The organism is Sinomonas atrocyanea, assembly GCF_030812675.1.
Classification (GTDB): Bacteria; Actinomycetota; Actinomycetes; order Actinomycetales; family Micrococcaceae; genus Sinomonas; species Sinomonas atrocyanea_B.
This window is the reverse complement of record NZ_JAUSTE010000012.1, coordinates 79,742-105,104: the sequence shown is the minus strand read 5'-3', so window position 1 is coordinate 105,104 and position 25,363 is coordinate 79,742. Positions and strand designations below refer to the sequence as shown.

Sequence of the window (25,363 nt, the reverse complement as noted above, 5' to 3'; positions counted from 1 at the left end):
TCTCGCACTCAAGATCATCGGCGGTGTGGTGGCGCTGGTCCTCGTGGGAGTCATCGCCTTCGCCGGGTACTGGTTCATCCGGCTCGGATCCAACCTCCACCAGGCGCCGCTGAGCGCCGGCAATGCGACGGCGGACGCGACGAACGACGCGACCGACCCCCTCCAGATCCTCATCATCGGCACCGACACCCGGTCGGGCGCCGACGCCGCCTATGGCTCCCAGGCGGACAGCTCCGGGTACGGCAACTCCGACGTGATGATCCTCATGGACATCTCGGGGGACAACAAGGTCGTGTCGATGACGAGCTTCCCGCGCGACCTCATGGTGCCGATCCCGAAGTGCCACGACCCCAAGACGAACCGGGACTTCCCGGCGCAGACCGTGGGCCAGATCAACTCCGCGATGGCGGAGGCCGGTCCCGGCTGCGCCGTGGACACGGTCAACGCGCTCACCGGGCTGAAGATCGACCACTTCATGGTCGCCGACTTCAACGCCGTCAAGGACCTCTCCAACACGATCGGGGGGGTGCAGGTGTGCGTCAACGCCCCGATCGACGACCCTGCCTCCGGACTCAAGCTCAACGCCGGGAACAACATGGTCCAGGGCGAGCAGGCACTGGCCTTCCTGCGCAGCCGCCACGGTGTGGGCGACGGCAGCGACCTGTCCCGCATCAAGTCCCAGCAGGAGTTCCTCGCGTCGCTCGCGCGGAAGGTGAAGTCGGACGGCACCCTCTCGGACGTGTCGAAGCTCCTCTCCATCGCTGACACGATCACCAAGAACCTCACCGTCGACCAGGGGCTCGGCAGCCCCCAGACGATGCTGACCATCGCCGGCCGCCTCAAGGCCGTGGACCTGGCCAAGGTCTCGTTCGTGACCGTGCCGTGGGAGCCCTACACCGGGGACCCCAACCGGGTGCAGATCAAGCAGCCGGCCGCCGGCGCGCTCTTCCAGGCGCTCCGGGAGAACCGCGACCTCACCGCGCCGGCGCCCGCGCCGAACCAGACCGCGAGCGCCGCCCCGACGAAGTCCTCCTCCTCTCCCGCTCCGCCCGCGTACGACAAGACGATCCAGCCCGTGACCGTGGCCGACGGCTCGGCCGTCACCGGCAGGGCCGCGGCACTGGTGCAGTTCCTCGCAGGCCAGGGCTTCACGAAGACGACCCAGTTCACGGCGCCCCCGGTCGCCACGACGAACGTCTACTACGGCGGCGACTTCGCCGACGTCGCGGCCGACGTCGCCGCCAGCCTCGGGATCCCCTCGTCCCAGGTGCAGCAGGCGCCCAACGTCTACGGGGTGCAGGTCTACGTCGGGCAGGACTTCACGACCGGAACGCACTACACGCCGAAGATGCCGGACAACCTCGTGGCCCAGACCGCGGCCCAGAGCACCTGCCAGGCAGCCTTCGGGCAGTGACGGTGCCCAACTAGCGGTCAGAGAGCGGCGGCCCCGGAATCCCTGCAGGGATTCCGGGGCCGCCGTGCCAGGACGGTGGGCGCAGGGCCCTACCAGATGGTCACGCGCTCCTCGGGCGCGAGCCACATCGCATCGCCCTCGGCCACGCCGAACGCCTCGTGGAAGGCATCGAGGTTCCTCGCGACGGCGTTCGTGCGGAACTCGTTGGGGGAGTGCGGATCGATCGAGAGGCGGCGCAGCGTCTCCTCCGGCCGGCACACCTGCCGCCACACCGTGGCCCACGAGATGAAGAACCGCTGCGCCCCGGTGAGGCCGTCGATGACCGGCGCCTCCTGTCCGTGCAGGCTCAGCCGGTAGGCCTTGTAGGCGATGCCCAGGCCCCCGAGGTCGCCGATGTTCTCGCCGAGCGTCAGCCGCCCGTTCACGGTGTGGCCGGGTGTCTCCGCCGGTGCCAGTGCGTCGAACTGGTCCACGAGCCGGGCCGTGAGCGCCTCGAAGGAGGCGCGGTCCGCGTCCGTCCACCAGTTCCGCAGGGCGCCGGTCCCGTCGAACTGCGACCCCTGGTCGTCGAACCCGTGCCCGATCTCGTGCCCGATCACAGCTGCGATCCCGCCGTAGTTCACGGCCGGGTCCGCGTCGGGGTGGAAGAACGGCTCCTGCAGGATGGCCGCCGGGAACACGATCTCGTTCATCAGCGGGTGGTAGTACGCGTTGACCGTCTGCGGGGTCATGAGCCACTTGACCTGGTCCACCGGCTTGCCGATCTCGTCCAGCAGGCGGTCGAGCTCCGCTGCGTGGGCGCGCCAGACGTTGCCGAGGAGGTCCGCCTCGTCGACCACGACATCAGAGAAGTCGATCCACTCGTCGGGGTAGCCGATCTTGGGCCGGAAGGCCGCGAGCTTCTCCAGCGCGCGCTCCCGCGTCTGGCCGCCCATCCATGGGAGGACGGAGATGCTCTCGCGGTACGCCTCGACGATGTTGGCCACGAGTTCCTGCATGGCCGCCTTGTGGCCCTCGGGGAAGTGCCGCGCGACGTAGAGGCGGCCCACCGCCATGCCGAGGCCGGATTCGACCGCGCCGACGCCGCGCTTCCACCGCTCCTTGTTCTGGGGCGTGCCCGAGAGGACCGTGCCATAGAACGAGAAGTGGCGGTCGACGAATACCGAGGACAGGAACGGCGCGGCGGAGCCCACGAGATGGGCGGTCAGCCAGAGCTTCCAGGTCTGCAGGGGGACCTCCTCCAGGAGCCCGGAGATGCCCGCGAGGAAGTCCGGGTTGCCCACCACGAGCTCGGCCCGCGCGTCGGGTCGGACGCCGGTGGCCTCAGCCCAGGCAGCGAAATGCCCGAACGCCTCGGTCGCCTCGGCCTCGGTGCGGAGGTTGTACGTCCGCTGCGGGTCGCGGAGCGCCACCCGGTCCCAATGGAGCGCCGCGATCCGCCGCTCGAGGCCGAGCACCGCGGCCGCGTCCTCCGCCGGCGTCGCCGCGCCCAGCAGGGCGAAGACGTCGCGGAGGTAGTCCTCGTAGGCGGTGACCGTCTCGGAGAACTTCTCATCCCGGTAGTAGGACTCGTCGGGAAGGCCGAGGCCGCCCTGGCTCGCATACAGGACCACGCGCTCGGGGTTGCCGGCGTCGGGTGCCGCGTAGAAGCTGAACAGTCCCTCGGTGCCCCCGCGCCCGAGGCGCGCCGACGTCGTGACGAGGGAGCCGACGTCGTCCACGGCCGCGATCTGGGCGAGCAGCGGCTGCAGGGGAGCGGCCCCCAGCTCCTCGACGCGCCCGACGTCCATGAACGAGCGGAAGAACGCGCCGATCTTCGCCTCGTCCGAGCCCTCCGGGTGGTCGCCGCCGGCGAGGTCCTCGATGAGGGCACGGACGTTCTCCTCGGAGAGGTCCCGCAGCTGGACGAACGTGCCGACCAGGGCCCGGTCCGCGGGGATCTCGGTCGAGCTCAGCCACCCTCCGTTGACGTGTCGGTAGAGGTCGTCCTGTGCCCTGACCCGGTCATCGAAGTACTGGCGGTCGACGCCGGACGGCGCGGCTGGCATGGTCATGGTGCCTCCTGTCTGCGGACGCTTCATCTTAGGCGCCGCGGCGTCACCCGGGCGGGCGCGCCATGAGCGGATGCTATCGTGGGCGTGTGCCAACCGCGCTGCTTCTTCTTAGCTGCCGTGGCGGGGCCTTCTAGCCGCTGATCCAGCGCAGTGCTGATCCGTTGCAGGCCACCCCCGCCGCGGAGTTCCTACGTGCCCGGCCGCCGCGGATCACAGCAGCTACGAAAGGCCTACAGTAAAATCATGCGCAACGCTCAGAAGCCCTCGGGCATGCCCGTCCACCGCTACCTGCCCTTCCACGAGCAGATCACCGTCGAACTGCCCGACCGCACGTGGCCGGACCGGCGGATCGAGAAGGCGCCGCGCTGGTGCGCGGTGGACCTGCGGGACGGCAACCAGGCGCTCATCGACCCCATGAGCCCGGCCCGCAAGCTGAAGATGTTCAAGCTCCTCGTCGACATGGGCTACAAGGAGATCGAGGTCGGCTTCCCCTCGGCGTCGCAGACGGACTTCGACTTCGTCCGCCAGCTCATCGACGGCAACCATATCCCGGACGACGTCACGATCCAGGTCCTGACCCAGGCGCGCGAGCACCTCATCGAGCGGACCTACGAGGCCCTCGCCGGTGCGAAGCAGGCGATCGTGCACCTCTACAACTCGACCTCCGTGCTGCAGCGGCGCGTCGTGTTCAACCAGGACGAGGACGGCATCCTCGACATCGCAGTGCAGGGCGCGCTGCTCTGCAAGAAGTACCAGGAGATGATCCCGGACACGCACATCACGTACGAGTACTCCCCGGAGTCGTTCACGGGGACGGAGCTCGAGTACGCGGCGCGCGTCTGCAACGCCGTCGCGGAGGTCTTCGAGGCCAGCGCGGACAACCAGGTGATCGTGAACCTGCCGGCCACGGTCGAGATGGCGACCCCGAACGTCTACGCCGACTCGATCGAATGGATGAGCCGCAACCTGCATCCGCGCGAGGGGATCATCCTGTCCCTCCACCCGCACAACGACCGCGGGACCGGGGTCGCGGCCGCCGAGCTCGGCTACATGGCCGGCGCGGACCGCATCGAGGGCTGCCTGTTCGGCAACGGCGAGCGCACCGGCAACGTCGATCTGGTCACGCTCGGGCTGAACATGTTCGTCCAGGGCGTCGACCCGATGATCGACTTCTCGAACATCGACGAGATCCGCCGCACGGTCGAGTACTGCAACCAGCTGCCGGTCGGCGAACGCGTGCCCTACGGCGGCGACCTCGTGTTCACCGCGTTCTCCGGCTCCCACCAGGACGCGATCAAGAAGGGCTTCGAGGCACTCGAGCGCGACGCCGCGGCCGCCGGGAAGACCGTCGAGGACTTCACCTGGCAGGTCCCCTACCTGCCGATCGACCCCAAGGACCTCGGCCGCAGCTACGAGGCCGTGATCCGGGTGAACTCGCAGTCCGGCAAGGGGGGCGTGGCCTACCTGCTCAAGAACGAGCACAGCCTGGACCTCCCGCGGCGGGCCCAGATCGAGTTCTCCGGCGTCATCCAGCGGCACACGGACACGGCGGGCGGCGAGGTCAGCGCGGCCCAGCTGTGGGCGATCTTCAGCGACGAGTACCTGCCCGCAGCGGAGGACGGCAGGGCGTGGGGCAAGTACGCGCTGAGCCACGTCACCGCGGAGTCCGACGAGGACGGCACGATGACGCTCAACGCCACGCTGCGGATCGACGGCCAGCGCGTGGAGCGCACCGGCACCGGCAATGGGCCCATCGCCGCGCTGCTGGACATCTTCGCCCAGGAGGGCCTCGACGTCCGGGTCCTGGACTACAGCGAGCACGCCCTGAGCGAGGGCGGCAACGCCCGGGCGGCCGCGTACGTCGAGTGCGCCGTCGGGGAGCGCGTCCTCTGGGGCGTCGGCATCGACCCGAACACCTCCATGTCCTCGCTCAAGGCCGTCATCTCCGCCGTGAACCGGGCCCTGCGCGACGCGGAGGTCGCCGCCTGAGGCACCCGGACGCAGTGCGCACGACGGCGCCGGGCCGCTCCGGCGCCGTCGTGCCGCCCGGGTGTCACTTCCGGTGGGAGAATGGACGTCATGGCTGAGACGACCTTCGCATCCCGGAGCTACCGGGACGACGGCGTCGTGCTGCGGACCCACAAGCTCGGCGAAGCGGACCGGATCGTGGTCCTGCTGACCCGCTCGCACGGACAGGTCCGCGCGGTTGCGCGCGGGGTGCGGCGCACCCGCAGCCGCTTCGGGGCGAGCCTCGAGCCGTTCATGGTCTCCGAGCTCCAGCTCGTGCACGGACGGTCCCTCGAGATCGTGAGCCAGGCGGCCGCGCGGGCCAGCTACGGCGCCCCGATCGCCGCCGACTACTCCCGCTACACCGTGGCGGCCGCGATGGCCGAGACCGCGGAGCGGCTCACGGCCTCCGAGGCCGACGCCGCGACCGCGCAGTACCTGCTCCTCGTCGGTGCCCTCGCCGCGCTGAGCAGGGGAGCGCATCCGCCCGGCCTCATCCTCGACTCCTACCTCCTGCGGGCGCTCTCGACCGCGGGCTGGGCGCCGAGCTTCACCGACTGCGCCCGCTGCGGCGAGCCGGGACCGCACGGGGCCTTCAGTGCGGCCCTCGGCGGGATCGTCTGCGCGGCCTGCCGGCCGCCCGGGTCCCCGGCCCCGGCCAGGGAGACCGTCCGGCTGCTCGCCGCGCTTCTGGCCGGCGACTGGGTCGCGGCCGATGCGTCCGAGCCTCCACACCGGCGGGAGGCCGCCGGGCTCGTCGCCGCCTATGCGCAATGGCACCTCGAACGCGCGGTGGGCTCCCTCAAGCTCGTCGAGCGCGAGGCCGCCGATCCCTGACAGCCGGCCGCGCGGCGTCGTCCGCGGCCGTGAAGACCCCACAACCCGACCCGGACGGTGACCGCCCTCGTGACACCCCTCTCCCCGCGACGCACCCGCACGGGCCGCCCTGCCCCTGCCGCGCCCTTCCCACACCCCTCGGGCGCGACCCCGCCCGCCATCCCGCGTGAGTTCGTGCCCCGGCACGTCGCGATCGTCATGGACGGCAACGGCCGCTGGGCCAACCAGCGCGGCCTCCCGCGCATCGAGGGGCACAAGGCCGGGGAGCCGGCGCTGCTCGACGTCATGGCGGGCGCGATCGAGCTCGGCATCGAGTACGTCTCCGTGTACGCGTTCTCCACCGAGAACTGGAAGCGCTCGCCCGAGGAGGTGCGGTTCCTCATGGGGTTCAACAAGGACGTCCTGCGGCGCCAGCGCGACACTCTGGACTCGTGGGGGGTTCGCATCCGCTGGGCAGGGCGGCGGCCCCGACTCTGGGGCTCGGTGATCAAGGAGCTCGAGGAGGCCGAGGCCTACACCCGCGAGAACACGGTCTGCCACCTGACGATGTGCGTCAACTACGGGGGCCGGGCGGAGATCGCGGATGCCGTCGCGGCGATCGCCCGCGACGTCGAGGCAGGCCGCCTGCGCGCGAGCAGCGTGGGGGAGAAGACCATCCAGCGATACCTCGACGAACCGGACCTGCCGGACGTGGACCTGTTCCTGCGCAGCTCGGGCGAGCAACGTCTGAGCAATTTCCTGCTGTGGCAGTCGGCGTATGCCGAGATGGTGTTCCTCGACACGCTGTGGCCGGACGTCGACCGGCGGACCCTCTGGGAGGCCGTGGAGATCTACGCGCGCCGCGACCGCCGCTATGGGGGCGCGGTCGACCGGGCCCCCGTGAGCTAGCCGGCCTGCCAGCCGAGCTGTTCGAGCCAGTTCCCCAGCCTGCCGTAGGCCTCGTTGCGGACGGGCGCGGGCGAGAGCAGCACATCGTGCAGGCCGCCCTCCACGAGGGCCTCGTCGAGCTGCACGCAGAGCTCCGCAGCCGCCCGGCGCATGGGCGCGATGGAGAGCACCGCGTCCCGCTCGCGCATCCGCTCCCGCCACACCGGCCCGACGTCCGAGGTGGTGGAAGCGAGCAGCAGGGACGGCAGCTCGATCCGCGGCCCCGACCGCAGGAGGCGCTGCCCCTGGAGGACGCCATGGAGCCACCCCACCCGCACCGGGAAGGCGTTGCGCGGGCGCAGGTCCTCGCGCAGCTCCCACTCGCCCCCGGCCTCCTTCGCGACCGCGCGCCAGAAGTAGCCGCGGGACGGCAGGGGAAGCTGCTGGCGCGGCCACCGCAGCGACGCCGGGCGCAGGGCGGCCTCCAGGACCCGGCCGGCCGCCGCACCGCCGTGCGCGACGAGCCACGGGCTGCTCAGGACGAGCCCGGTGAGCTGCTCCCCGGACCGCTGCGCGTACAGCGCCGCCGCGAGGCCGCCTGTCGAGTGCCCCATGAGCACCGGCCGGGTGCCCGAGTCGGCGCAGACCGCGGCAACCGCAGCGTCCAGGCTCTCGAGGTAGTGCTCGGCCGAACCGACGAATCCGGGCATCTCCCCTCCCGCCAGGCTCCGCCCGTGCTCGGGGAGGTCGAGGGCGTAGAACCGGTAGCCGCGGGCAGCGGCGAAGTGGGCGAGTTCGAGGTTGAAGAAGTAGTCGCTCCAGCCGTGCACGTAGAGCAGGGCCCCCTCCGCCGGCTGCAGGGCCGGGCCTCCGGGACCCGTCGTCCCCTCCGCGGGGTCGAACCTGATGAGCGTGCCGAGCTCGCCGTGCCGCCCGCGGCCGAGCGGAGCCGACTCGACACCGCGGCCCAGGAAGTCCTGGGTCCAGTGGAGCGGCATGGGGCCTCCTGATCGTGGCGTCAAGAACGAGAGTAGAGAGCAGCGGGCATGGGAGACTAGACCCATGCGCTTCTACCCCCTGTTCTTCCGTGCTGCCTTCTCCTGGATGGACGCCGAGCGGGCCCACCGGATCGGGTTCGGAGCGATCCGGGCTGTGCACTCCTGCGGGCTCGGCCGAGTCCTCGCCAGGTGCACGGCGCCTGCGCCGTCGCTGCGCACCGAGGCCCTGGGGCTCGCCTTCCCCTCGCCCTTCGGCCTCGCGGCTGGCTTCGACAAGGAGGGCCGGGGGATCGAGGCCCTCGCCGAGCTGGGCTTCGGCCACATCGAGGTCGGCACCATCACCGGTCAGGCGCAGCCGGGCAACCCCCGGCCGCGGCTGTTCCGCCTCATCGAGGACCGCGCGGTCGTGAACAGGATGGGCTTCAACAACGACGGTGCCGCCGCCGTGGCACCCCGCATCGCCGCAGCGCGGGCCGCCCTCGAGGCGCGCTACGGCGCCGACCGGCCGGTCATCGGGGTCAACATCGGCAAGACCAAGGTCGTGGAGCTCGAGGACGCCGCCGATGACTACCGCGTCAGCGCGCGGGCGCTGGCCCCGGTGGCGGACTACCTGGTGGTGAACGTCAGCTCGCCGAACACGCCGGGGCTGCGCCTCCTGCAGAGCGTCGAGACTCTGCGGCCGCTCCTGGCCGCGGTGCGCGAGGAGTCGGAGGCCGCCGCGGGCCGCCGGGTGCCGCTGCTGGTGAAGATCGCCCCAGACCTCTCCGACGCGGACATCGACGATGTGGCCCGGCTTGCGCTCGAGATGGGGCTCGACGGCATCATCGCCACGAACACCACCATCTCGCGGGAAGGTCTCGCCAGCCCCGCCGAGGCCGTCGACGCCGCGGGGGCCGGCGGCCTCTCGGGCGCCCCGCTCAAGGGCCGCTCCCTCGAGGTGCTGCGCCGCCTCAAGGCCGCGGTGGGGGACCGGCTCGCCCTCGTCGCGGTGGGCGGGGTGGAGACGGCGGACGATGTCCGCGAGCGCCTGGACGCCGGCGCCACCCTCGTCCAGGGCTACACCGCCTTCCTCTACGAGGGCCCCTTCTGGGCGGCAGCCGTCAACCGCGGCCTCGCCCGCCGGCCCGCCCCCGCGCGGACTCGCTGACCCCCAGCCTCGGCCGCGCCCCGCGCGTCCGGGCCGGGAGGACAGACGACGGCGGCGCGGCACCCGGGTGGGGCCGCGCCGCCGTCGTGGTCAGGGCTGCCGGGGAATGCCCCGGCCGCTGTGGGGCCCGGGCCGTCAGGCCGGGTACTGGCCGCGCTTCGCGAGCGCCTTGGGCAGCCGCAGCGGGCGGAACTGCAGGGCCCGCATGCTGCCGTACCACACGGTGCCGCGCTCGACCTCGCCGAACTTGGCCTGCAGCGCGCGCTTGAGGCGGCGGGAGAGCCAGAAGGTGTCCACGAACACCAGGAGGAAGACGATCCAGAAGGCCCCGAGGATGAACACCTGGGCGGCGGCGGCCTGCGGGACGATGAACGAGATGACCACGAAGGCGAGGGCCGCGAACATCAGGTACTCGCCGAGGTTGAAGCGCGCGTCGACGAAATCGCGGGCGAACCGCTTCTGCGGGCCCCGGTCGCGGAACGGCATGTTCCGCTCGTCGCCGGTCTCGAGGGCCCGGCGCACGCGCTGGCGCTCCTCCACGGCGGCCTGCCGCTCGGCGGCCCTGGAGGCCTTGCGGTCCGTGGGGACGAGGGGACGCCGCCGCGCCGCCTCCTGGTCTTTGCGCCTCGGGGTCGGGGTCCCCTTGCCCACGACCGGGACCTGGGGCTCGGCGGGCTGCGGGGTCGTCTCGGCAGCTGGCTCGTTCTTGCGTCCAAACACCCTCCAAGGATACCGGGCGGTGCCGTGTGCGACCGCCGCGGACGCCCGGCCGCGGGGACGTGCCGGCCATTGATGGGGGAGTGGCTCCCTTGTAATGTCAAGCCATGCCTTCACATCTACCCCAGCATGTGCCCGCCGCCGACGTCGCGGCGCTGCGGGCCGCCGTCGCCCGCCGCTTCGCCGACACCGTCGCCGAGCTGACCCGGCTCGTCGCGATCCCCGGGATCGCCTGGCCGTCCTTCCCGCCCGCCGAGATCGAGCGCAGCGCCGAGGCCGTGCTTGAGCTCGTCCGCGACGCCGGCATCCAGGACGCCGAGATCCTCCGCGCTCCCCGCCCCGACGGCACCGAGGGCGGCCCGGCCATCGTCGCCCGGCACGCGGCTGAGCCCGGCCAGCCCACGGTCCTTCTCTACGCCCACCACGACGTGCAGCCGCCGGGGGACCTGGACCTCTGGGACACCGAGCCGTTCATCGCGACGGAACGCGACGGCCGGCTGTACGGCCGGGGGAGTGCGGACGACAAGGCCGGCATCCTGGTCCACCTCGCAGCCTTCCGCGCGCTCTCCGAGGTCCTCGTTGACAGGCTCGGGATCGGCGTCACCCTCTTCATCGAAGGCGAGGAGGAATTCGGCTCCCCGTCCTTCCGCGCCTTCCTCGAGGCGCACCGCGAACGGCTCGCAGCGGACGTGATCGTCGTCGCCGACTCGAGCAACTGGGCGGTCGGCCGACCCGCGCTCACGGCGAGCCTCCGCGGGCTCGTCGACGGCACCTTCGAGGTGGCCGTGCTCGGCCACTCGGTCCACTCCGGCGTGTTCGGCGGCCCGGTCCTCGACGCCCCCACCATCCTCGCCCGGCTGATCGCCACGCTGCACGACGACGCCGGCAACGTCGCCATCGAGGGGCTTGTGGCCCACGACGACGCCGACCTCGACTATCCCGAGGAGCAGTACCGGCAGGACGCCTCGGTGCTGGAGGGAGTGCGCCTCGCGGGGACGGGCAGCATCGCCGCCCGGCTGTGGCGCCGGCCCGCGCTGTCCATCATCGGCATCGATGTCCCCGCCGTGGACGTCGCGTCCAACACCATCCAGGCCCGGGCGCGCGCGAAATTCAGCCTCCGCCTCGCCCCCGGACAGGACCCGGACGCGGCGATGGACTGCGTCCGCGAGCACCTCGAGGCCCATGTGCCGTTCGGCGCCCACCTCACCTTCAGCCCCAAGGAAAAGGGCAGCGCGTACCAGGCCGACACCGGCTCCGCGGCCGCCGGCACCGTGCTGTGGGCGCTCGGTGAGGCGTGGGGGACGCCTGCGGTCCACACCGGCATGGGCGGCTCGATCCCGTTCATCGCAGACCTCAAGGAGGTCTTCCCCGCCGCCGAGGTCCTCATCACCGGCGTCGAGGACCCCGACTCGCGGGCCCACAGCGCCAACGAGTCCCTCCACCTCGGGGACTTCGAGAAGTGCATCGTGGCGGAGAGCCTGCTCCTGGCCGGACTGCACCGCGACCGAGTGTGAACTCGCCCTCAGAGGGTTGGCAGGGCCTGCCGCCTCGGTCGTAGCATGGAGGGAAGGCCCAACGAGGCCGGGCGGGCACTCCGCCGGCCACGCAGGACGGCACGAGAGAAGGTACGGAATGAGCACTGCAATCAATGAGCCTGCCGAGGCCCTGGCCTCGCACGAGGTGCAGCTGACCGAGGTCGCGGCCGGGAAGGTCCGCAGCCTGCTGGAGCAGGAGGGACGCACTGACCTGCGCCTGCGTGTCTCGGTCCAGCCCGGGGGCTGCTCGGGACTCATCTACCAGCTGTACTTCGACGAGCGCCTGCTGGACGGGGACGCGGTGCGGGACTTCGACGGCGTCGAGGTGGTCGTGGACAAGATGAGCGTGCCGTACCTCGCGGGCGCCACCATCGACTTCGAGGACTCCATCTCGAAGCAGGGCTTCACGATCGACAACCCCAATGCGCAGGGCTCGTGCGCATGCGGTGATTCCTTCCACTGAGCCGCTTCGGGCACGGCATCGGCCGCGCCTCGACAGGACCGCCAACGGTCCCGTCGGGGCGCGGCCGACGCGTCTGCGGGACATGTGGGATATTGGCCGATGTTCGCTGTAAGCTCTACACCGAGTAGTAAAACTATGTCGCCCGGTCGCGTGCACGGGAGCTCGTCTGCCGTGCTGCCACCGGAGAGAAGCACCAAGAGGAAGGGCCGTCTGTGAGGTCGCAGAACCGAACCAGCAGGCAGCGCGCACGCATCATCACGGTCTCGGCAGTAGCCGCGGCCGGCGCGCTCGCGCTGTCTGGATGTTCACCCGAGGTCCAGCGTGGCTGGCTACCCACTGATCGGGATACCACGAGCAATACGCCGATCCTGACGGACCTCTGGGTGAATTCCTGGATCGCGGCCATGGCCATCGGCTTGATCACCTGGGCCCTCATCCTCTGGTGCATCGTTGCCTACCGCCGGCGCAAGGGCACGACGGGCTTCCCCCGCCAGACGAGCTACAACCTGCCGCTCGAGATCTTCTACACGGCGATCCCGCTGTTCCTCGTCTTCACGTTCTTCTACTTCACCGACCGCGACCAGCGCGCGATCGACACCCCGAACGCGAACCCGGACGTGACCGTCAATGTGGTCGGCAAGCAGTGGTCCTGGGACTTCAACTACAAGCAGGGCGGCGTCGTCAAGGACGATGTGCACGAGGCCGGCACCCAGGCGCAGCTGACGGGCCAGGCGATCGACCTCAACACGCTGCCGACCCTCTACCTGCCGGTCGGCAAGTCGGTGACCGTCGAGCTCACCTCCCGCGACGTCATCCACTCGTTCTGGGTCCCCGCGTTCCTCCAGAAGCGCGACATGATCCCGGGCAAGCCGAACTACATGTACTTCACGCCGCAGAAGGAAGGCACCTACGACGGCAAGTGCGCCGAGCTCTGCGGCGAGTACCACTCGGAGATGCTGTTCCGCGTGAAGGTCGTCCCCGAGGCGGAGTTCCAGGCGCATCTGGCGGGCCTCGACAAGGGCCTCCTGGACACGAAGTACGACCGCAACCCTAACCAGAACCAGAAGTAGGGACCATGGCTACCTATACCCAGTCGCCTTCTGCCGGTGCTGTAAGCGCACCGGTGGTGCCGACGTCCAAGGGGCGCATCGTCGTCAACTGGATCACCTCGACCGACCACAAGACCATCGGGTACATGTACCTGATCGCGTCGTTCGTGTTCTTCTGCCTCGGCGGCGTGATGGCACTGCTCATCCGCGCGGAGCTCTTCGAGCCGGGCATGCAGATCCTGCAGACCAAGGAGCAGTACAACCAGCTGTTCACGATGCACGGCACGATCATGCTGCTCATGTTCGCGACCCCGCTCTTCGCGGGCTTCACGAACGTGATCATGCCGCTGCAGATCGGCGCCCCCGACGTCGCGTTCCCGCGTCTCAACGCCCTCGCGTTCTGGTTCTTCCTCTTCGGCTCCACCATCGCGACCGCCGGCTTCATCACGCCCCAGGGCGCCGCCTCCTTCGGATGGTTCGCCTACGCGCCGCTGTCGAACACGACGTTCACGCCGGGGGTGGGCGGTGACCTGTGGGTCTTCGGACTCGCGCTCTCGGGCTTCGGCACGATCCTCGGAGCCGTCAACTTCATCACCACCGTGATCTGCATGCGCGCCCCGGGCATGACCATGTGGCGCATGCCCATCTTCACGTGGAACGTGTTCATCACCTCGATCCTGGTGCTGATGGCGTTCCCGCCGCTCGCCGCTGCGCTGTTCGGCCTCGGAGCGGACCGCCGCTTCGGCGCCCACATCTTCGACCCGGAGAACGGCGGCGCCATCCTCTGGCAGCACCTGTTCTGGTTCTTCGGCCACCCCGAGGTGTACATCATCGCGCTGCCGTTCTTCGGCATCGTCTCGGAGATCTTCCCGGTCTTCAGCCGCAAGCCGATCTTCGGCTACAAGGGCCTCGTCTTCGCGACCATCGCCATCGCGGCCCTCTCGGTCAGCGTGTGGGCACACCACATGTACGTGACCGGCGCGGTCCTGCTCCCGTTCTTCTCGTTCATGACGATGCTGATCGCGGTGCCGACAGGCGTGAAGTTCTTCAACTGGATCGGCACGATGTGGCGGGGCTCGCTGACCTTCGAGACGCCGATGCTGTGGAGCCTCGGCTTCCTCATCACGTTCCTCTTCGGTGGCCTCACGGGCATCATCCTCGCGTCGCCGCCGCTGGACTTCCACGTCTCGGACACCTACTTCGTGGTGGCGCACTTCCACTACGTCGTCTTCGGCACGGTCGTGTTCGCGATGTTCGCCGGGTTCTACTTCTGGTGGCCCAAGTTCACCGGCAAGATGCTCAACGAGCGTCTCGGCAAGATCCACTTCTGGCTGCTCCTCATCGGCTTCCACGGCACCTTCCTGATCCAGCACTGGCTGGGCGTCATGGGCATGCCGCGCCGCTACGCCGACTACCTCCCCCAGGACAACTTCACCTGGATGAACCAGTTCTCCACGATCTTCTCCTTCGTGCTGGGCGCTTCGCTGATTCCGTTCTTCTGGAACGTCTACATCACGGCCCGCCACGGCAAGAAGGTCCTCGTGGACGACCCGTGGGGCTTCGGCGGATCGCTCGAGTGGGCAACCTCCTGCCCGCCGCCGCGGCACAACTTCACGTCGCTGCCGCGCATCCGTTCCGAGCGTCCCGCGCTTGACCTCCACCACCCGGAGCTCTCGAGCGTTGGAGCAGTCCAGCACGCGGGGGCCACCGCCGCCGTCGCGGCCGCCGACCGTAAGGACACCGCCAAGTGAAAATCGAGACGATGATCTTCGCGATCGTGGGGCTGTTCTTCCTGCCCGTGGCGATCGTCTACGGGTTCATGACCCACTGGACCGAATGGGTCGGCATCATCGGCCTCCTGCTCGCGTTCGGGCTGGGCGTCATGATCAGCTCGTACATCATGGTCACCGGCCGCCGCGTGGGGCTTCGTCCCGAGGACCGCGAGGACGCCGAGATCCACGAGGGCGCCGGCGAGCAGGGCCACTTCAGCCCCTGGAGCTGGTGGCCGCTGGTCCTGGGCGCCTCGGCGGCGATCAGCTTCCTCGGTGTGGCAGTCGGCTGGTGGATCCTCTTCATCGGTGCAGGCATCGCCATTGTCGCGCTCGTCGGCTGGGTCTTCGAGTACAGCCGCGGAGACCACGCACACTGAGCTCGGTCTGCCTTCACGCCGGTGGCCGGCACCCTCACGATGAGGGTGCCGGCCATCGGCGTTTCTGCCCTCGGCCGAGAGCGTGGGGCGGCGTGCGCGCGCCCCGTGGGCGTGTGTCAGGATTGAATCGCGACACGTGCCGCGGCCCCTGCCGGGGCACGCGGCCCCGCGGCTCACGAGGAGGACTGTGCACAACGCCGAGGGCATCGACGGCGAGCTCGACCGCTCGTCGAAGACCGCCATGTACATCCAGCTGCGGGAGATCCTCCGTTCGCACATCGCCGTGAAGCTCGCACCCGGCGCCCCGCTGCCGTCCGAGCGGGACCTCTCGCTGCGCTTCGGCGTGGCCCGGATGACGGTGCGCCAGGCGATCGATGCGCTCGTGGCGGAGGGCGTGCTGGACCGCATCGTCGGCCTCGGGACGTTCGTCAGCCGCCCGAAGCTCGACCTGCAGATGAAGCTCACCTCCTATTCGGAGGAGATGCAGCGCCGTGGAATGGTCCCGGACGCCAAGGTCCTCAGCTTCGAGCAGATCGGTGCCTCCGCCTACCTCGCCCGGGAGCTCAAGGTCGACGAGGGCACCCCTGTGGTCCGCTTCCGCCGGCTCCTGCTGGCGGACAAGGAGCCGATGAGCGTCGACGAGAACTACATCGTGGCCAGCCGGGTCCCCGGCTTCACCGACGGGCCGCCACCCAACTCGCTCTACCAGGTGCTCAGCGAGAAGTACGGACTCGTCATGGAGTGGGGGGAGGACACCATCGAGGCGACGGCTGCCTCCCCGTCCACGGCCCGCCTCCTCAACGTCGAGATGGGCTCGCCGCTTCTCAAGATCCAGCGCCATGCCTACGTCTCGAAGTCGATCGTGGACTACTCGGTGTCCTACTACCGGGCCGACCGCTACAAGCTCTGGGTGCCGCTCCAGCGTCCGGGAGTCCGCACCCCCCGCAGCTACTCGCCGAAGCGCTTCCGCGCGCTCTGAGCGGCCTTGGGGGAACGCTCAGCCGAGTATCCGTGGTGAGCCGCAGACGGGAAGGACCCCGCACCATGATGGTGGGGGGTCCTTCCCGTTGGGGAGGCTGCCAGCGTCAGTGGCTGATGCTCTTGGCCTCGTCGTGCGACTCGATCGCCTCGTGGTGCCCATGGGCGTGGGCGGCCTCGAGCTCGGCCGGCGTCACCGGAGCGACGCGGTCCTCGAAGAACCACTTGGAGAGCTTCGCGCGGCGCTTCTCCTTGCGGTCCACGACACCCTTGGCATTCGGCTGTGCCGGAAGGGCATGGGGCGACTCGAAGCCCACAAGACGGTAGCGCTTGTATTCGTCGACCGGGGCGTGCACCTCGATGAACTCGCCGTGCGGGAGCCGGACGATGCGGCCGGTCTCCCGGCCGTGGAGGGCGATCTCGCGGTCCTTGCGCTGGAGCGCCAGGGCGATCCTCTTCGTGACGACGAACGCGATGATCGGGCCTGCGAAGAACAGCGCGCGGAGCCAGTAGGTCACATCGTTGAGCGCCACGTGGAAGTGGGTCGCGATGAGGTCGGAGCTGGCTGCAGCCCACATGACGCAGTAGAACGTGAACCCGGCCATGCCGATCGCGGTGCGCGTCGGGGCGTTCCGGGGACGGTCCAGGACGTGGTGCTCGCGCTCGTCCTTGGTGATCCACCGCTCGATCCACGGGTACGTGAACAGCACGGTGAAGACGATGCCCGCGGGGACGAGGGCCGGCAGGAGCACATTGAGCGTGAGCGTCTGGTCGAAGATCATGAACTCGAAGTGCTGCCGGTACCCGCCGATCGGGCCGAGGACACCCGGCATGAGGCGCAGCGCGCCGTCGACCCAGCCGATGTACCAGTCCGGCTGGGTGCCGGCCGAGACGGGGGAGGGGTCGTAGGGACCGTAGTTCCAGATCGGGTTGATCGTGAAGGCCGAGGCCATCGCGGCGATCACGCCGAACACGATGAAGAAGAAGCCGCCCGCCTTGGCCGCGTAGACCGGGCCGAGGGGGTAGCCGACCACGTTGCCGTCGTTGCGGCCCGGGCCGGGGTACTGCGTGTGCTTGTGCACCACGACGAACATCAGGTGCAGCGCCACGAACAGCAGGATCATCGCCGGGATGAGCAGGATGTGCAGCACGTAGAGGCGGCCGATGATGGCCGAGCCCGGGAACTCACCGCCGAAGAGGAACATCGAGATCCAGGTGCCGATGATCGGGATGGACTTGATGACGCCGTCGATGATGCGGAGGCCGTTGCCCGAGAGCAGGTCGTCGGGCAGGGAGTAGCCGGTGAAGCCGGCGGCCATGCCCAGGATGAGGAGCACGCCGCCGATGACCCAGTTCATCTCACGCGGCTTGCGGAACGCGCCGGTGAAGAACACGCGCAGCATGTGCACGCTCATCGAGGCCACGAACAGCAGGGCGGCCCAGTGGTGGACCTGGCGCATGAAGAGGCCGCCGCGCACCTCGAAGGAGATGTGCAGCGAAGACTGGTAGGCGACGGACATCTCCATGCCGCGCAGCGGCACGTAGGCGCCGGCGTAGTGCGTCTCCGCCATCGACGGATCGAAGAAGAACGTCAGGAAGGTGCCCGACAGCAGCAGGATGACGAAGCTGTAGAGGGCGACCTCGCCGAACATGAACGACCAGTGGTCGGGGAAGACCTTGCGGCCGAACTCCCGCACCACGCTCGACGCGCCCGTGCGCTGGTCGACGAAGCTGGCGATCCGGCCGACCTTGGTCGGCGGCTGATAGGTGGAGGCGGTAGTGCCGCTCACGAGTACTCACGCTCCCAGTAGCTAGGTCCAACAGGTTCGTGGAAGTCCGACGTGGCCACGAGGTAGCCGTCGGCGTCGACCTCGATCGGGAGCTGCGGAAGCGGACGGCTCGCAGGACCGAAGATGACCTCGCACTCGTGGGTGAGGTCGAAGGTCGACTGGTGGCACGGGCACAGCAGGTGGTGGGTCTGCTGCTCGTAGAGGGCCACCGGGCAGCCGACGTGCGTGCAGATCTTGGAGTACGCGACGATGCCGTTGTAGCTCCAGCTCTCGCGGCCGGGCGAGATGTGCAGGTCCGTCGGGTTGAGGCGCATGAGCAGGACGACGGCCTTTGCCTTCTCGTTCAGCTTGCCCTCGGTGAGGTCGTTCAGACCCTCGGGAATGACGTGGAACGCGGAGCCGATGGTGACGTCCGAAGCCTTGATCGGCGTGCCGTCCGGGTCACGGGTGAGGCGGACCTTCTTGCCGTTCTTCGGGGCCCACATCGTGTGGCGCAGCTTGTCGTTCGCGTTCGGTCCCAGGTCGCCGAAGACGGCGAGGGCCGGGAGCGGGGCGAGCGCGAGCGCGCCGATGAGCGTGTTCCGGATGAGGGGACGGCGCTTGATGCCCGTCTCCTCGATGATGTCGTCGACGATCTTGACCGCGGCGACGCGGTCCTCCTCGGAGCTGATCGCGTGCCGCGACTCCGAGACCTCGTGGTCCGGCATGAGCGCCTTGGCCCAGTGCACGATCCCCGTGCCGATGCCGAGCATGGCGAAGGTGGTGCCGAGGCCGAGCAGGATGTTCTGCAGGCGGATCGTCGGGATCGTCGAGTCGCTGCCCAAGTCGATGGCGAAGTACGCGACGAGGAACACGATGGTGCCGATCACCGAGATGATGAACAGAATCGTGACCTGGCGCTCAGCGCGCTTCGCAGCCCTGGGGTCGGTGTCAGCCAGACGGAGGCGGTGCGGCGGGAGTCCCGGATCCGCGAACTTCTCTGTCTGACCAGCCGTAGCTACGGCGCCCCCGGTCTGGGGAGAACCGTCACTATGGTTGCCCATATTTCCCCTCATCCTTCCTGGCCCCCGGCAGCCGGGGGACGATGTTCAAATCTATGCCGCCACTCGTTGGGCGGCCCATACTGCGATGCGCTGGCGCGTCAGGACGTGCGGGACGTGAGCCAGATCGTGAAGCCGATGATGACGCCGAGGCCTGCAACCCACACGAAGAGGCCCTCGGAGACAGGACCGAGCGAGCCGAGGGTGGCGCCGCCGGGCGAGCCCTGGGTCTCGATCGTCTTGAGGAACGTGATGATGTCGCGCTTGCCCTCGGGGGAGATGTTGGCGTCGGAGAACACCGGCATGTTCTGCGGGCCCGTGGCCATGGCCTCGTAGATGTGCTTCTCGGTGACGCCCGCGAGGGACGGAGCGAACTTGCCCTGGGTCAGGGCACCGCCGGCCGCCGCGGCGTTGTGGCACATGGCGCAGTTGACGCGGAAGAGCTCGCCGCCGTGGGTGGCGTCTCCCTTGTCATCGAGCATCGCCGAGTCCGGCAGGGCCGGGCCGGGGCCGAGCGAGGCGACGTAGGCCGCGAGCTGCTTGGTCTGGTCATCATTGAACTGCACCGGCTTCTTCTGCGCCTGCGGGCCGTTCATCTGCATCGGCATGCGGCCGGTGCCGACCTGGAAGTCCACCGCTGCTGCGCCGACGCCGACCAGGGACGGGCCGGCGGCCGTGCCGGAGGCGCCCATGCCGTGGCACGTGGCGCAGTTCGCCACGAAGAGCTTCTGCCCCTCGCTGACGTCCGACGCCGAGAAGCTGGTGTCCGCCTTGGCCTGGTTGGCAGTGCTGAACATTGCGTACATTCCGCCGGTCAGCAGCAGCCCCATGACCAACAGTGCGATGACTGCCATCGGGTGACGCCGCTTCTGCGAGAGTGCCTTCACGAATCCGTTCCTATCCGTTTGCTGCCGCCGCCGTCCGGGCGCGGTCCGAAATCTGCTGCTGTGCTCCTGGGGACTACCTGAGGACGTAGATGACCAGGAAGAGCCCGATCCACACGACGTCCACGAAGTGCCAGTAGTACGAGGTGACGATGGCCGAGGTGGCCTCGTAGTGGCCGAAGCGCTTGGCTGCGAAGGCGCGGCCGATGATGAACAGGAAGGCCACGAGGCCGCCCATCACGTGGAGGCCGTGGAAGCCGGTCGTCATGTAGAACGCGGAACCGTAGGCATTGGCATTCAGGGTCACGTGCTCCGCGGTGAGGTTCGCGTACTCAGTCGCCTGCCCGGCGACGAACCAGGTGCCCATGAAGAACGTGAGGATGAACCACTCCACCATGCCCCACTTGGCGAACGCGAAGACGCCGCCGCTACGGCGGGGCTGGAGCCTCTCCGCCGCGAAGACGCCCATCTGGCACGTGAAGGAGCTCGCCACGAGGACGATCGTGTTCACGAGCGCGTAGGGGAAGTCGAGCTTGGCCGTCTCCTCAGCCCACAGGCCGCCCGAGGCGGCACGCAGGGTGAAGTACATGGCGAAGAGGCCGGCGAAGAACATCAGCTCACTGGACAGCCACACCACGGTCCCGACCGAGACCATGTTGGGGCGATTCAGCGTGGGATGTGCCGGGGTTGTCGGGGCATGAGTCGCTGTCGTCACAAGGACATTATGTCTACAAACCTCGGGTTCGCCCAACGCGAACCGCACCTTCTGGGAACTTTTTCTACAAACCCTCGAAAACATGCGGATCCGCGGCCGCGCGCGGCCGCGGCCCGTCTCATGGCCGGAGGTTTCGGCACCACCCGTGCGGGGTCGATAGCATCAGAGGCGTGAACACCGTGGCTTCCGGCAATGAATCTGCCCCTGGAGAATCTGCCCCTGCGACCGCGCCCACGTGGCGGTCCCTGATCGGCGCTCTCGTCGCGGGGCGCGATCTGAGCCAGGCCGAGGCGGCCTGGGCCATGGACACGATCATGGCCGGTGACGCCACCGACTCCCAGATCGCCGGGTTCCTCGTGGGCCTGCGCGCCAAGGGGGAGACCGTCGACGAGCTCGCGGGCCTCGTCAAGGGCATGGTCGCCCGTGCCACGCCTATCACGATCTCGGGGGAGAAGCTCGACATCGTGGGCACCGGCGGGGACCAGCAGAACACGGTGAACATCTCGAGCACGGCTGCGCTCGTCATGGCCGGCGCGGGCGCCAAGGTTGTCAAGCACGGCAACCGCGCCGCGTCGTCGTCCTCCGGCTCCGCGGACGTCCTGGAGGCGCTCGGGGTCCGGCTGGACATGGGCGTCGACCGCGTGGCAGCGGCCGCGGAGCACGTGGGCATCACCTTCTGCTTCGCCCAGGTCTTCCATCCGTCGTTCCGGTACACGGCCGTGCCGCGCAAGGAGCTGGCGATCCCGACGGCGTTCAACATCCTCGGCCCGCTCACGAACCCTGCGCACGTGCAGGCCTCGGCGGTCGGGGCGGCGGATGCCCGGATGGCGCCGCTGATCGCCGGCGTCCTCGCCGAGCGCGGGAGCCGGGGGCTGGTCTTCCGCGGCGACGACGGGCTCGACGAGCTCACCATCACGACCACCTCGCGCGTGTGGGAGGTCCGGGACGGGGAGCTCACGGAGTCGGTCCTCGATCCGCTCGACCTCGGCATCCCGAGGGCGACGCTCGACGACCTGCGCGGGGGAGATGCCGCGCACAACGCCGGAGTCCTCCGCCGTACCCTCGCCGGCGACCGGGGCCCGGTGCGCGACGCCGTGGTGCTCAATGCAGCCGCTGGGCTTGTGGCCTACGACCTCTCCGCGGAGGGCCCACTGGTCGAGCGGCTCGCCGCCGCGAAGCGGCGCGCCGAGGACTCGATCGACTCCGGCGCCGCGGCCCGGGTGCTCCAGGCGTGGGTGGACTTCACCCGCTCCTGATTCCCGCTCCTTGGTCCAGAACGGGGGCCGGGCCACATGGCCCGGCCCCCGTTCTCCACCCTGCTCGTGGCCCGCCTGGAGTCAGGACAGCCCGAGGGAGAAGGCCGCGTCGAGGTCGTGCCGCGAGTACGCGCGGAACGCGATGTGGGTCGTCGTCTCGATCACGCCGTCGACCTTGGACAGCCGGTCGGCGACAACATCGGCGAGCTCCTCGTGCTCGCGCACGCGCGCGATCGCAATGAGGTCCCAGTCGCCGGTGACCGAGTACACCTCGCTGATGCCCGGGATCGCGGAGATCTCCTCGGCCACCTCGGGGATCTTCTTTGAGTCCGTCTGGATGAAGACGAATGCGGTGATCATGGTCCTCCGTTCGAAGAAGGGGCGTTCCCTGGATTCAGCCTAGTGCCCGGCCGGCCGGCGCCGGGCAGCCCGCACCCCGAGGGCAACGGCGCGCCAACCGATGAGCGCGACGCCGAGCACGCTCGCCGCCACGATGAGGAAGGGCACCGCCGTGCCCTGGCCGGTCACGGCCCGCAGCAGCATTCCCACCGCATAGGCGCCGAGCCAGGCGAGGACGCCCGCCGGCCACACGGACAGGGGCCTGCGGCGGACAAGGGGCAGCGCCCAGGCGAGCGCGAGGCCCACGGCGAACGGCCACGCCGTGGCGAGCGCTCCGAGCACGGGATCGGCCTCGCCGTGGCTCGCACGCCCGGTGGCGGCGAAGGCGAGGACGATGACCGCGTCGGCGAGGGCGGCCGCGATGCCCGGGCGGATGCCGGGGGCCCCGGCCCGGGGAGCCGAGGGCGCGGAAGAGGAAGGGGAAGGACGCATGCCTCCAGCCTACGCGCGGGAGGCGACCGGCCGGCGTCGTCCGTCCCGACCCCGGCGTGCGGCGGTGCCGGCCCAGACCCTTCCGCCCCGGGGCGGTGCGCGGAAGAATGCGGGGCAGCAGGGGATGCCCAGGACCGCCCGGAGGAACTATGCCCGAGATGACCACCTGCCTGTGGTTCGACACGCAGGCCGAGGATGCCGCCCGGTATTACGCGGGCATCTTCCCCCGTTCGCGCATCACCGGGATCGAGCGGTACGGGGAGGCCGGCCCGCGGGAGCAGGGGACTGTGATGACCGTCGCCTTCGAGCTCGACGGGCGGCCGTTCCTGGCCCTCAACGGCGGCCCGGAGTTCACGTTCACGGAGGCGGTCTCGATCCAGATCTTCTGCCGGGACCAGGACGAGGTGGACCACTACTGGAACGCGCTCACGGCCGACGGCGGCATGGAGAGCCAGTGCGGCTGGCTCAAGGACCGCTTCGGGTTCTCGTGGCAGGTCATCCCGACGCGCCTTGAGGAACTGCGCACCGACCCGGACCGCGCCCGCGCGCAGCGCGCCTTCGCCGCCATGCTCTCCATGCGGAAGATCGTGATCGCGGACCTCGAGGCGGCGGCCGACGCCGGCTGAGCAGCTGGGCGGGAAACCTCACCGGACGCCTCTTCGGCCCGCGGTGTCGAAATCCGCCCCGGCCGTTCGTCCAGTAGCTGAGGGGCCGCACGGGCCCCTACGACAGGAGGCGAGGAGCCATGACCCAGTACCTGATCAGCATGTACCAGCCCGACGGCGTTGTGCCGCCGCCCGAATTCCTCGCGCCCATTATGGCCAGGCTCGGGCAGCTGACCGAGGACCTCAAGGCGGCGGGGGCCTACGTCTACGGGAACGGGCTCGCCGACGCGTCGTCCGCGACGGTGCTGCGCGCGGAGGGGGGAGAGGTGCTCGTCACCGATGGGCCCTACCTCGAGGGCAAGGAGCACATGGGCGGCTTCGACATCATCGAGGCCCCCGACCTGGACGCGGCCCTGGCCTGGGGGCGCCGATTCGCCGAGATCACGGGCCTGCCGATCGAGGTCCGTCCCTTCGCCGGCGTCCCTGCGCCGAGCACGGGTGGCTGAGGCAGGGGACGGCGGGGCCGTCGCTGCCGTGTTCCGGGAGGAGTACGGCAGGGCGGTCTCCGTGCTCGTGCGCACCACGGGCGACCTCGGCCTCGCGGAGGACGCGGTGCAGGAGGCCTTCGCCGCGGCCGCCGAGCGCTGGCCAGCCGACGGCACGCCCGAGCACCCCGGCGCGTGGATCATCACGGCGGCGCGGCGCCGCGCCGTCGACCGCTTCCGTCGGGAAGTGACCCGGGGAGGCAGGGAGGCCGCGGCGGCAGCCCTCGCCGACGACGCGCCCCGCTCGGAGCCCTTCGGCGACGACCGGCTCGCGCTGCTGTTCGTGTGCTGCCACCAGGCCCTGGCCATGCCGGCCAGGGTGGCCCTCGCCCTGAGGATCATCGGCGGACTCACAACGGCGCAGATCGCCGCCGCGTTCCTGGTCCCCGAGGCGACGCTCGCCCAGCGGATCTCGCGCGCGAAGGCCAAGATCCGCGACGCGCGCATCCCGTACCGGCTGCCGCCGGCCCAGGAGCTGCCCGAGCGGCTCTCGGGGGTCCTCGCTGTGATCTACCTCATCTACAACGAGGGGTACTCGGCCGGGCTGGGGGAGCCGCCCGCTCGGGCCGGGCTGTGCTCCGAAGCGGTGCGGCTCGCCCGCGTGCTGGTCCGGCTCCTCCCGGGCGAACCGGAGGCCGTCGGGCTGCTCGCGCTGCTGCTGCTGTCCGAGTCGCGGCGGATGGCGCGCTCCGGGCCGGGAGGCGTCCTCGTCCCGCTCGCGGAGCAGGACCGGTCGCTCTGGGACGCTGCGCTCATCGGCGAGGGCAGGGCGCTCGTGCGGGAGTGCCTCGGGCGCGGACGGCTCGGGCAGTACCAGCTCCAGGCGGCCATCCAGGCGGTTCATGCCGTGGCCGGATCGGCCGAGGCCACCGACTGGCACCGGATCGTGAGGCTGTACGACCTGCTCGCCGAGGTGGCGCCGGGGCCGGTCGTCGCGCTCAACCGGGCGGTCGCGGTCGCCGAGGCCGAGGGCCCGGCGGTCGCCCTGGCGCTCGTCGACGGGCTCGGCCTCACGGGATACCACGTGTTCCACGCCGTGCGAGCCGACCTCCTCGCGAGGACGGGCCGTGACGCCGAGGCGGCCGCCGAGTTCGCCCAGGCTGCGCGGCTGGCGCCGGGCGCAGGGGAGAGGGCCTATCTCGAGGCGCGGGGCCGTCGGCTCACCGGACGTGACGGCCGGATCTGAGGCGGTCTCCGCCGTGCGAATCGAACACGAACTCCCACCGGCTGATTCCGGCGCAGTTGACATAATCGACGGGCCCCGAAGAACGCGCCGCCCGCGCGGGGCCACAAAACCGCGAGAGGTACCTCTCGCCGATTTCCGGGTTTTCAGGGCTGCGCTCCGACGGGGGTCCCGGGGGCGGCCGGGCGCGGCCCGACGCCGCGGAGCATCGGGGAAGCGGCGGAACGATGCAGCCGGTGCGCTCGGCAGCCCTCCGAGCCATTAGTTGACATAATGTCGATTATCGGCGCGCGATGGGC

At 70.0% G+C, this 25,363-nt stretch carries 24 protein-coding genes; 15 read left to right on the top strand and 9 right to left on the bottom strand.

Annotated elements, in window-relative coordinates; all coding sequences use genetic code 11:
- Positions 1-25: 25 nt before the first annotated feature.
- Complete coding sequence (locus J2W20_RS15860; protein ID WP_307007748.1) at positions 26-1,414, top strand: LCP family protein; 1,389 nt, start codon at positions 26-28, stop codon at positions 1,412-1,414.
- Between the two features lie 89 nt (positions 1,415-1,503).
- Here J2W20_RS15860 and J2W20_RS15855 read toward each other — a convergent pair whose 3' ends face one another.
- Complete coding sequence (locus tag J2W20_RS15855) at positions 1,504-3,468, bottom strand: M13 family metallopeptidase (protein ID WP_373458026.1); 1,965 nt, start codon at positions 3,466-3,468, stop codon at positions 1,504-1,506.
- 243 nt (positions 3,469-3,711) lie between these two features.
- On the opposite strand from J2W20_RS15855, the gene leuA reads away from it, so the two are divergent.
- The 3 genes from leuA (at position 3,712) to J2W20_RS15840 (ending at position 7,200) form a co-directional block, all read left to right on the top strand.
- Positions 3,712-5,457, top strand: a complete 1,746-nt coding sequence (leuA, locus tag J2W20_RS15850; RefSeq protein ID WP_307007747.1) for a 2-isopropylmalate synthase — start codon at positions 3,712-3,714, stop codon at positions 5,455-5,457.
- Positions 5,458-5,547: 90 nt separating this feature from the next.
- Positions 5,548-6,312 carry a DNA repair protein RecO gene (recO, locus tag J2W20_RS15845; protein WP_307007746.1) on the top strand — a complete coding sequence of 255 codons (765 nt, stop codon included), beginning with the start codon at positions 5,548-5,550 and terminating at the stop codon, positions 6,310-6,312.
- A gap of 69 nt (positions 6,313-6,381) precedes the next feature.
- Positions 6,382-7,200: an isoprenyl transferase gene (locus J2W20_RS15840; protein WP_307007791.1), complete on the top strand. Its 819-nt coding sequence runs from the start codon at positions 6,382-6,384 to the stop codon at positions 7,198-7,200.
- On the opposite strand, the gene J2W20_RS15835 is transcribed toward J2W20_RS15840, so the two are convergent.
- On the bottom strand, positions 7,197-8,177 hold the full coding sequence (locus J2W20_RS15835) for an alpha/beta hydrolase (RefSeq protein ID WP_307007745.1): 981 nt from the start codon (positions 8,175-8,177) through the stop codon (positions 7,197-7,199). The two genes, J2W20_RS15840 and J2W20_RS15835, sit on opposite strands and share 4 nt — an antisense overlap.
- Positions 8,178-8,241: 64 nt before the next feature.
- Here J2W20_RS15835 and J2W20_RS15830 point away from each other — a divergent pair, with 64 nt between their 5' ends.
- Positions 8,242-9,324 (top strand): quinone-dependent dihydroorotate dehydrogenase, encoded by a 1,083-nt coding sequence (locus tag J2W20_RS15830; RefSeq protein ID WP_307007744.1) that lies wholly within the window; start codon positions 8,242-8,244, stop codon positions 9,322-9,324.
- 135 nt (positions 9,325-9,459) lie between these two features.
- Here the strand turns inward: J2W20_RS15830 and J2W20_RS15825 are convergent, their stop codons facing one another.
- Positions 9,460-10,044, bottom strand: coding sequence for a DUF3043 domain-containing protein (locus tag J2W20_RS15825; protein WP_307007743.1), 585 nt, complete (start codon positions 10,042-10,044; stop codon positions 9,460-9,462).
- 104 nt (positions 10,045-10,148) lie between these two features.
- On the opposite strand from J2W20_RS15825, the gene J2W20_RS15820 reads away from it, so the two are divergent.
- The 6 genes from J2W20_RS15820 to J2W20_RS15795 all read left to right on the top strand — a co-directional run bounded on the left by J2W20_RS15820 (position 10,149) and on the right by J2W20_RS15795 (position 16,216).
- On the top strand, positions 10,149-11,555 hold the full coding sequence (locus J2W20_RS15820; protein ID WP_307007741.1) for a dipeptidase: 1,407 nt from the start codon (positions 10,149-10,151) through the stop codon (positions 11,553-11,555).
- 118 nt (positions 11,556-11,673) lie between these two features.
- Positions 11,674-12,039 carry an iron-sulfur cluster insertion protein ErpA gene (gene erpA, locus J2W20_RS15815; RefSeq protein WP_066497818.1) on the top strand — a complete coding sequence of 122 codons (366 nt, stop codon included), beginning with the start codon at positions 11,674-11,676 and terminating at the stop codon, positions 12,037-12,039.
- Positions 12,040-12,251: 212 nt separating this feature from the next.
- Positions 12,252-13,109 carry an aa3-type cytochrome oxidase subunit II gene (gene ctaC / locus J2W20_RS15810; RefSeq protein WP_307007739.1) on the top strand — a complete coding sequence of 286 codons (858 nt, stop codon included), beginning with the start codon at positions 12,252-12,254 and terminating at the stop codon, positions 13,107-13,109.
- 5 nt (positions 13,110-13,114) lie between these two features.
- Positions 13,115-14,839, top strand: a complete 1,725-nt coding sequence (gene ctaD, locus J2W20_RS15805; RefSeq protein ID WP_307007737.1) for an aa3-type cytochrome oxidase subunit I — start codon at positions 13,115-13,117, stop codon at positions 14,837-14,839.
- Positions 14,836-15,237 (top strand): cytochrome c oxidase subunit 4, encoded by a 402-nt coding sequence (locus tag J2W20_RS15800; protein ID WP_307007736.1) that lies wholly within the window; start codon positions 14,836-14,838, stop codon positions 15,235-15,237. Before ctaD ends, J2W20_RS15800 begins: the two co-directional genes overlap by 4 nt.
- 241 nt (positions 15,238-15,478) lie before the next feature.
- Positions 15,479-16,216 carry a GntR family transcriptional regulator gene (locus J2W20_RS15795; protein ID WP_307007789.1) on the top strand — a complete coding sequence of 246 codons (738 nt, stop codon included), beginning with the start codon at positions 15,479-15,481 and terminating at the stop codon, positions 16,214-16,216.
- 106 nt (positions 16,217-16,322) lie between these two features.
- Here J2W20_RS15795 and qcrB read toward each other — a convergent pair whose 3' ends face one another.
- The 4 genes from qcrB to ctaE all read right to left on the bottom strand — a co-directional run bounded on the left by qcrB (position 16,323) and on the right by ctaE (position 20,644).
- Positions 16,323-18,005, bottom strand: coding sequence for a cytochrome bc1 complex cytochrome b subunit (gene qcrB / locus J2W20_RS15790; RefSeq protein ID WP_307007734.1), 1,683 nt, complete (start codon positions 18,003-18,005; stop codon positions 16,323-16,325).
- Positions 18,002-19,048 carry a cytochrome bc1 complex Rieske iron-sulfur subunit gene (gene qcrA / locus J2W20_RS15785; protein ID WP_307007732.1) on the bottom strand — a complete coding sequence of 349 codons (1,047 nt, stop codon included), beginning with the start codon at positions 19,046-19,048 and terminating at the stop codon, positions 18,002-18,004. Before qcrA ends, qcrB begins: the two co-directional genes overlap by 4 nt.
- Positions 19,049-19,146: 98 nt before the next feature.
- The gene (gene qcrC, locus J2W20_RS15780) at positions 19,147-19,932 is read right to left on the bottom strand and encodes a cytochrome bc1 complex diheme cytochrome c subunit (protein WP_307007730.1); all 786 of its coding nucleotides are present in this window, start codon (positions 19,930-19,932) and stop codon (positions 19,147-19,149) included.
- Positions 19,933-20,005: 73 nt separating this feature from the next.
- Complete coding sequence (gene ctaE / locus J2W20_RS15775; protein ID WP_307007729.1) at positions 20,006-20,644, bottom strand: aa3-type cytochrome oxidase subunit III; 639 nt, start codon at positions 20,642-20,644, stop codon at positions 20,006-20,008.
- 179 nt (positions 20,645-20,823) lie between these two features.
- On the opposite strand from ctaE, the gene trpD reads away from it, so the two are divergent.
- Entirely contained in the window at positions 20,824-21,900 is a 1,077-nt protein-coding gene (gene trpD, locus J2W20_RS15770; protein ID WP_307007788.1) for an anthranilate phosphoribosyltransferase, read from the top strand.
- Positions 21,901-21,981: 81 nt separating this feature from the next.
- Here trpD and J2W20_RS15765 read toward each other — a convergent pair whose 3' ends face one another.
- Positions 21,982-22,260, bottom strand: a complete 279-nt coding sequence (locus tag J2W20_RS15765; protein ID WP_307007728.1) for an Lrp/AsnC family transcriptional regulator — start codon at positions 22,258-22,260, stop codon at positions 21,982-21,984.
- Between the two features lie 39 nt (positions 22,261-22,299).
- Positions 22,300-22,731, bottom strand: a complete 432-nt coding sequence (locus J2W20_RS15760; RefSeq protein WP_307007727.1) for a DUF3054 domain-containing protein — start codon at positions 22,729-22,731, stop codon at positions 22,300-22,302.
- Between the two features lie 149 nt (positions 22,732-22,880).
- Here J2W20_RS15760 and J2W20_RS15755 point away from each other — a divergent pair, with 149 nt between their 5' ends.
- The 3 genes from J2W20_RS15755 (at position 22,881) to J2W20_RS15745 (ending at position 25,067) form a co-directional block, all read left to right on the top strand.
- Complete coding sequence (locus tag J2W20_RS15755) at positions 22,881-23,357, top strand: VOC family protein (RefSeq protein ID WP_307007726.1); 477 nt, start codon at positions 22,881-22,883, stop codon at positions 23,355-23,357.
- Positions 23,358-23,476: 119 nt separating this feature from the next.
- Entirely contained in the window at positions 23,477-23,842 is a 366-nt protein-coding gene (locus J2W20_RS15750) for a YciI family protein (RefSeq protein ID WP_307007725.1), read from the top strand.
- Complete coding sequence (locus J2W20_RS15745) at positions 23,835-25,067, top strand: RNA polymerase sigma factor (protein ID WP_307007723.1); 1,233 nt, start codon at positions 23,835-23,837, stop codon at positions 25,065-25,067. Before J2W20_RS15750 ends, J2W20_RS15745 begins: the two co-directional genes overlap by 8 nt.
- Positions 25,068-25,363 lie beyond the last annotated feature (296 nt).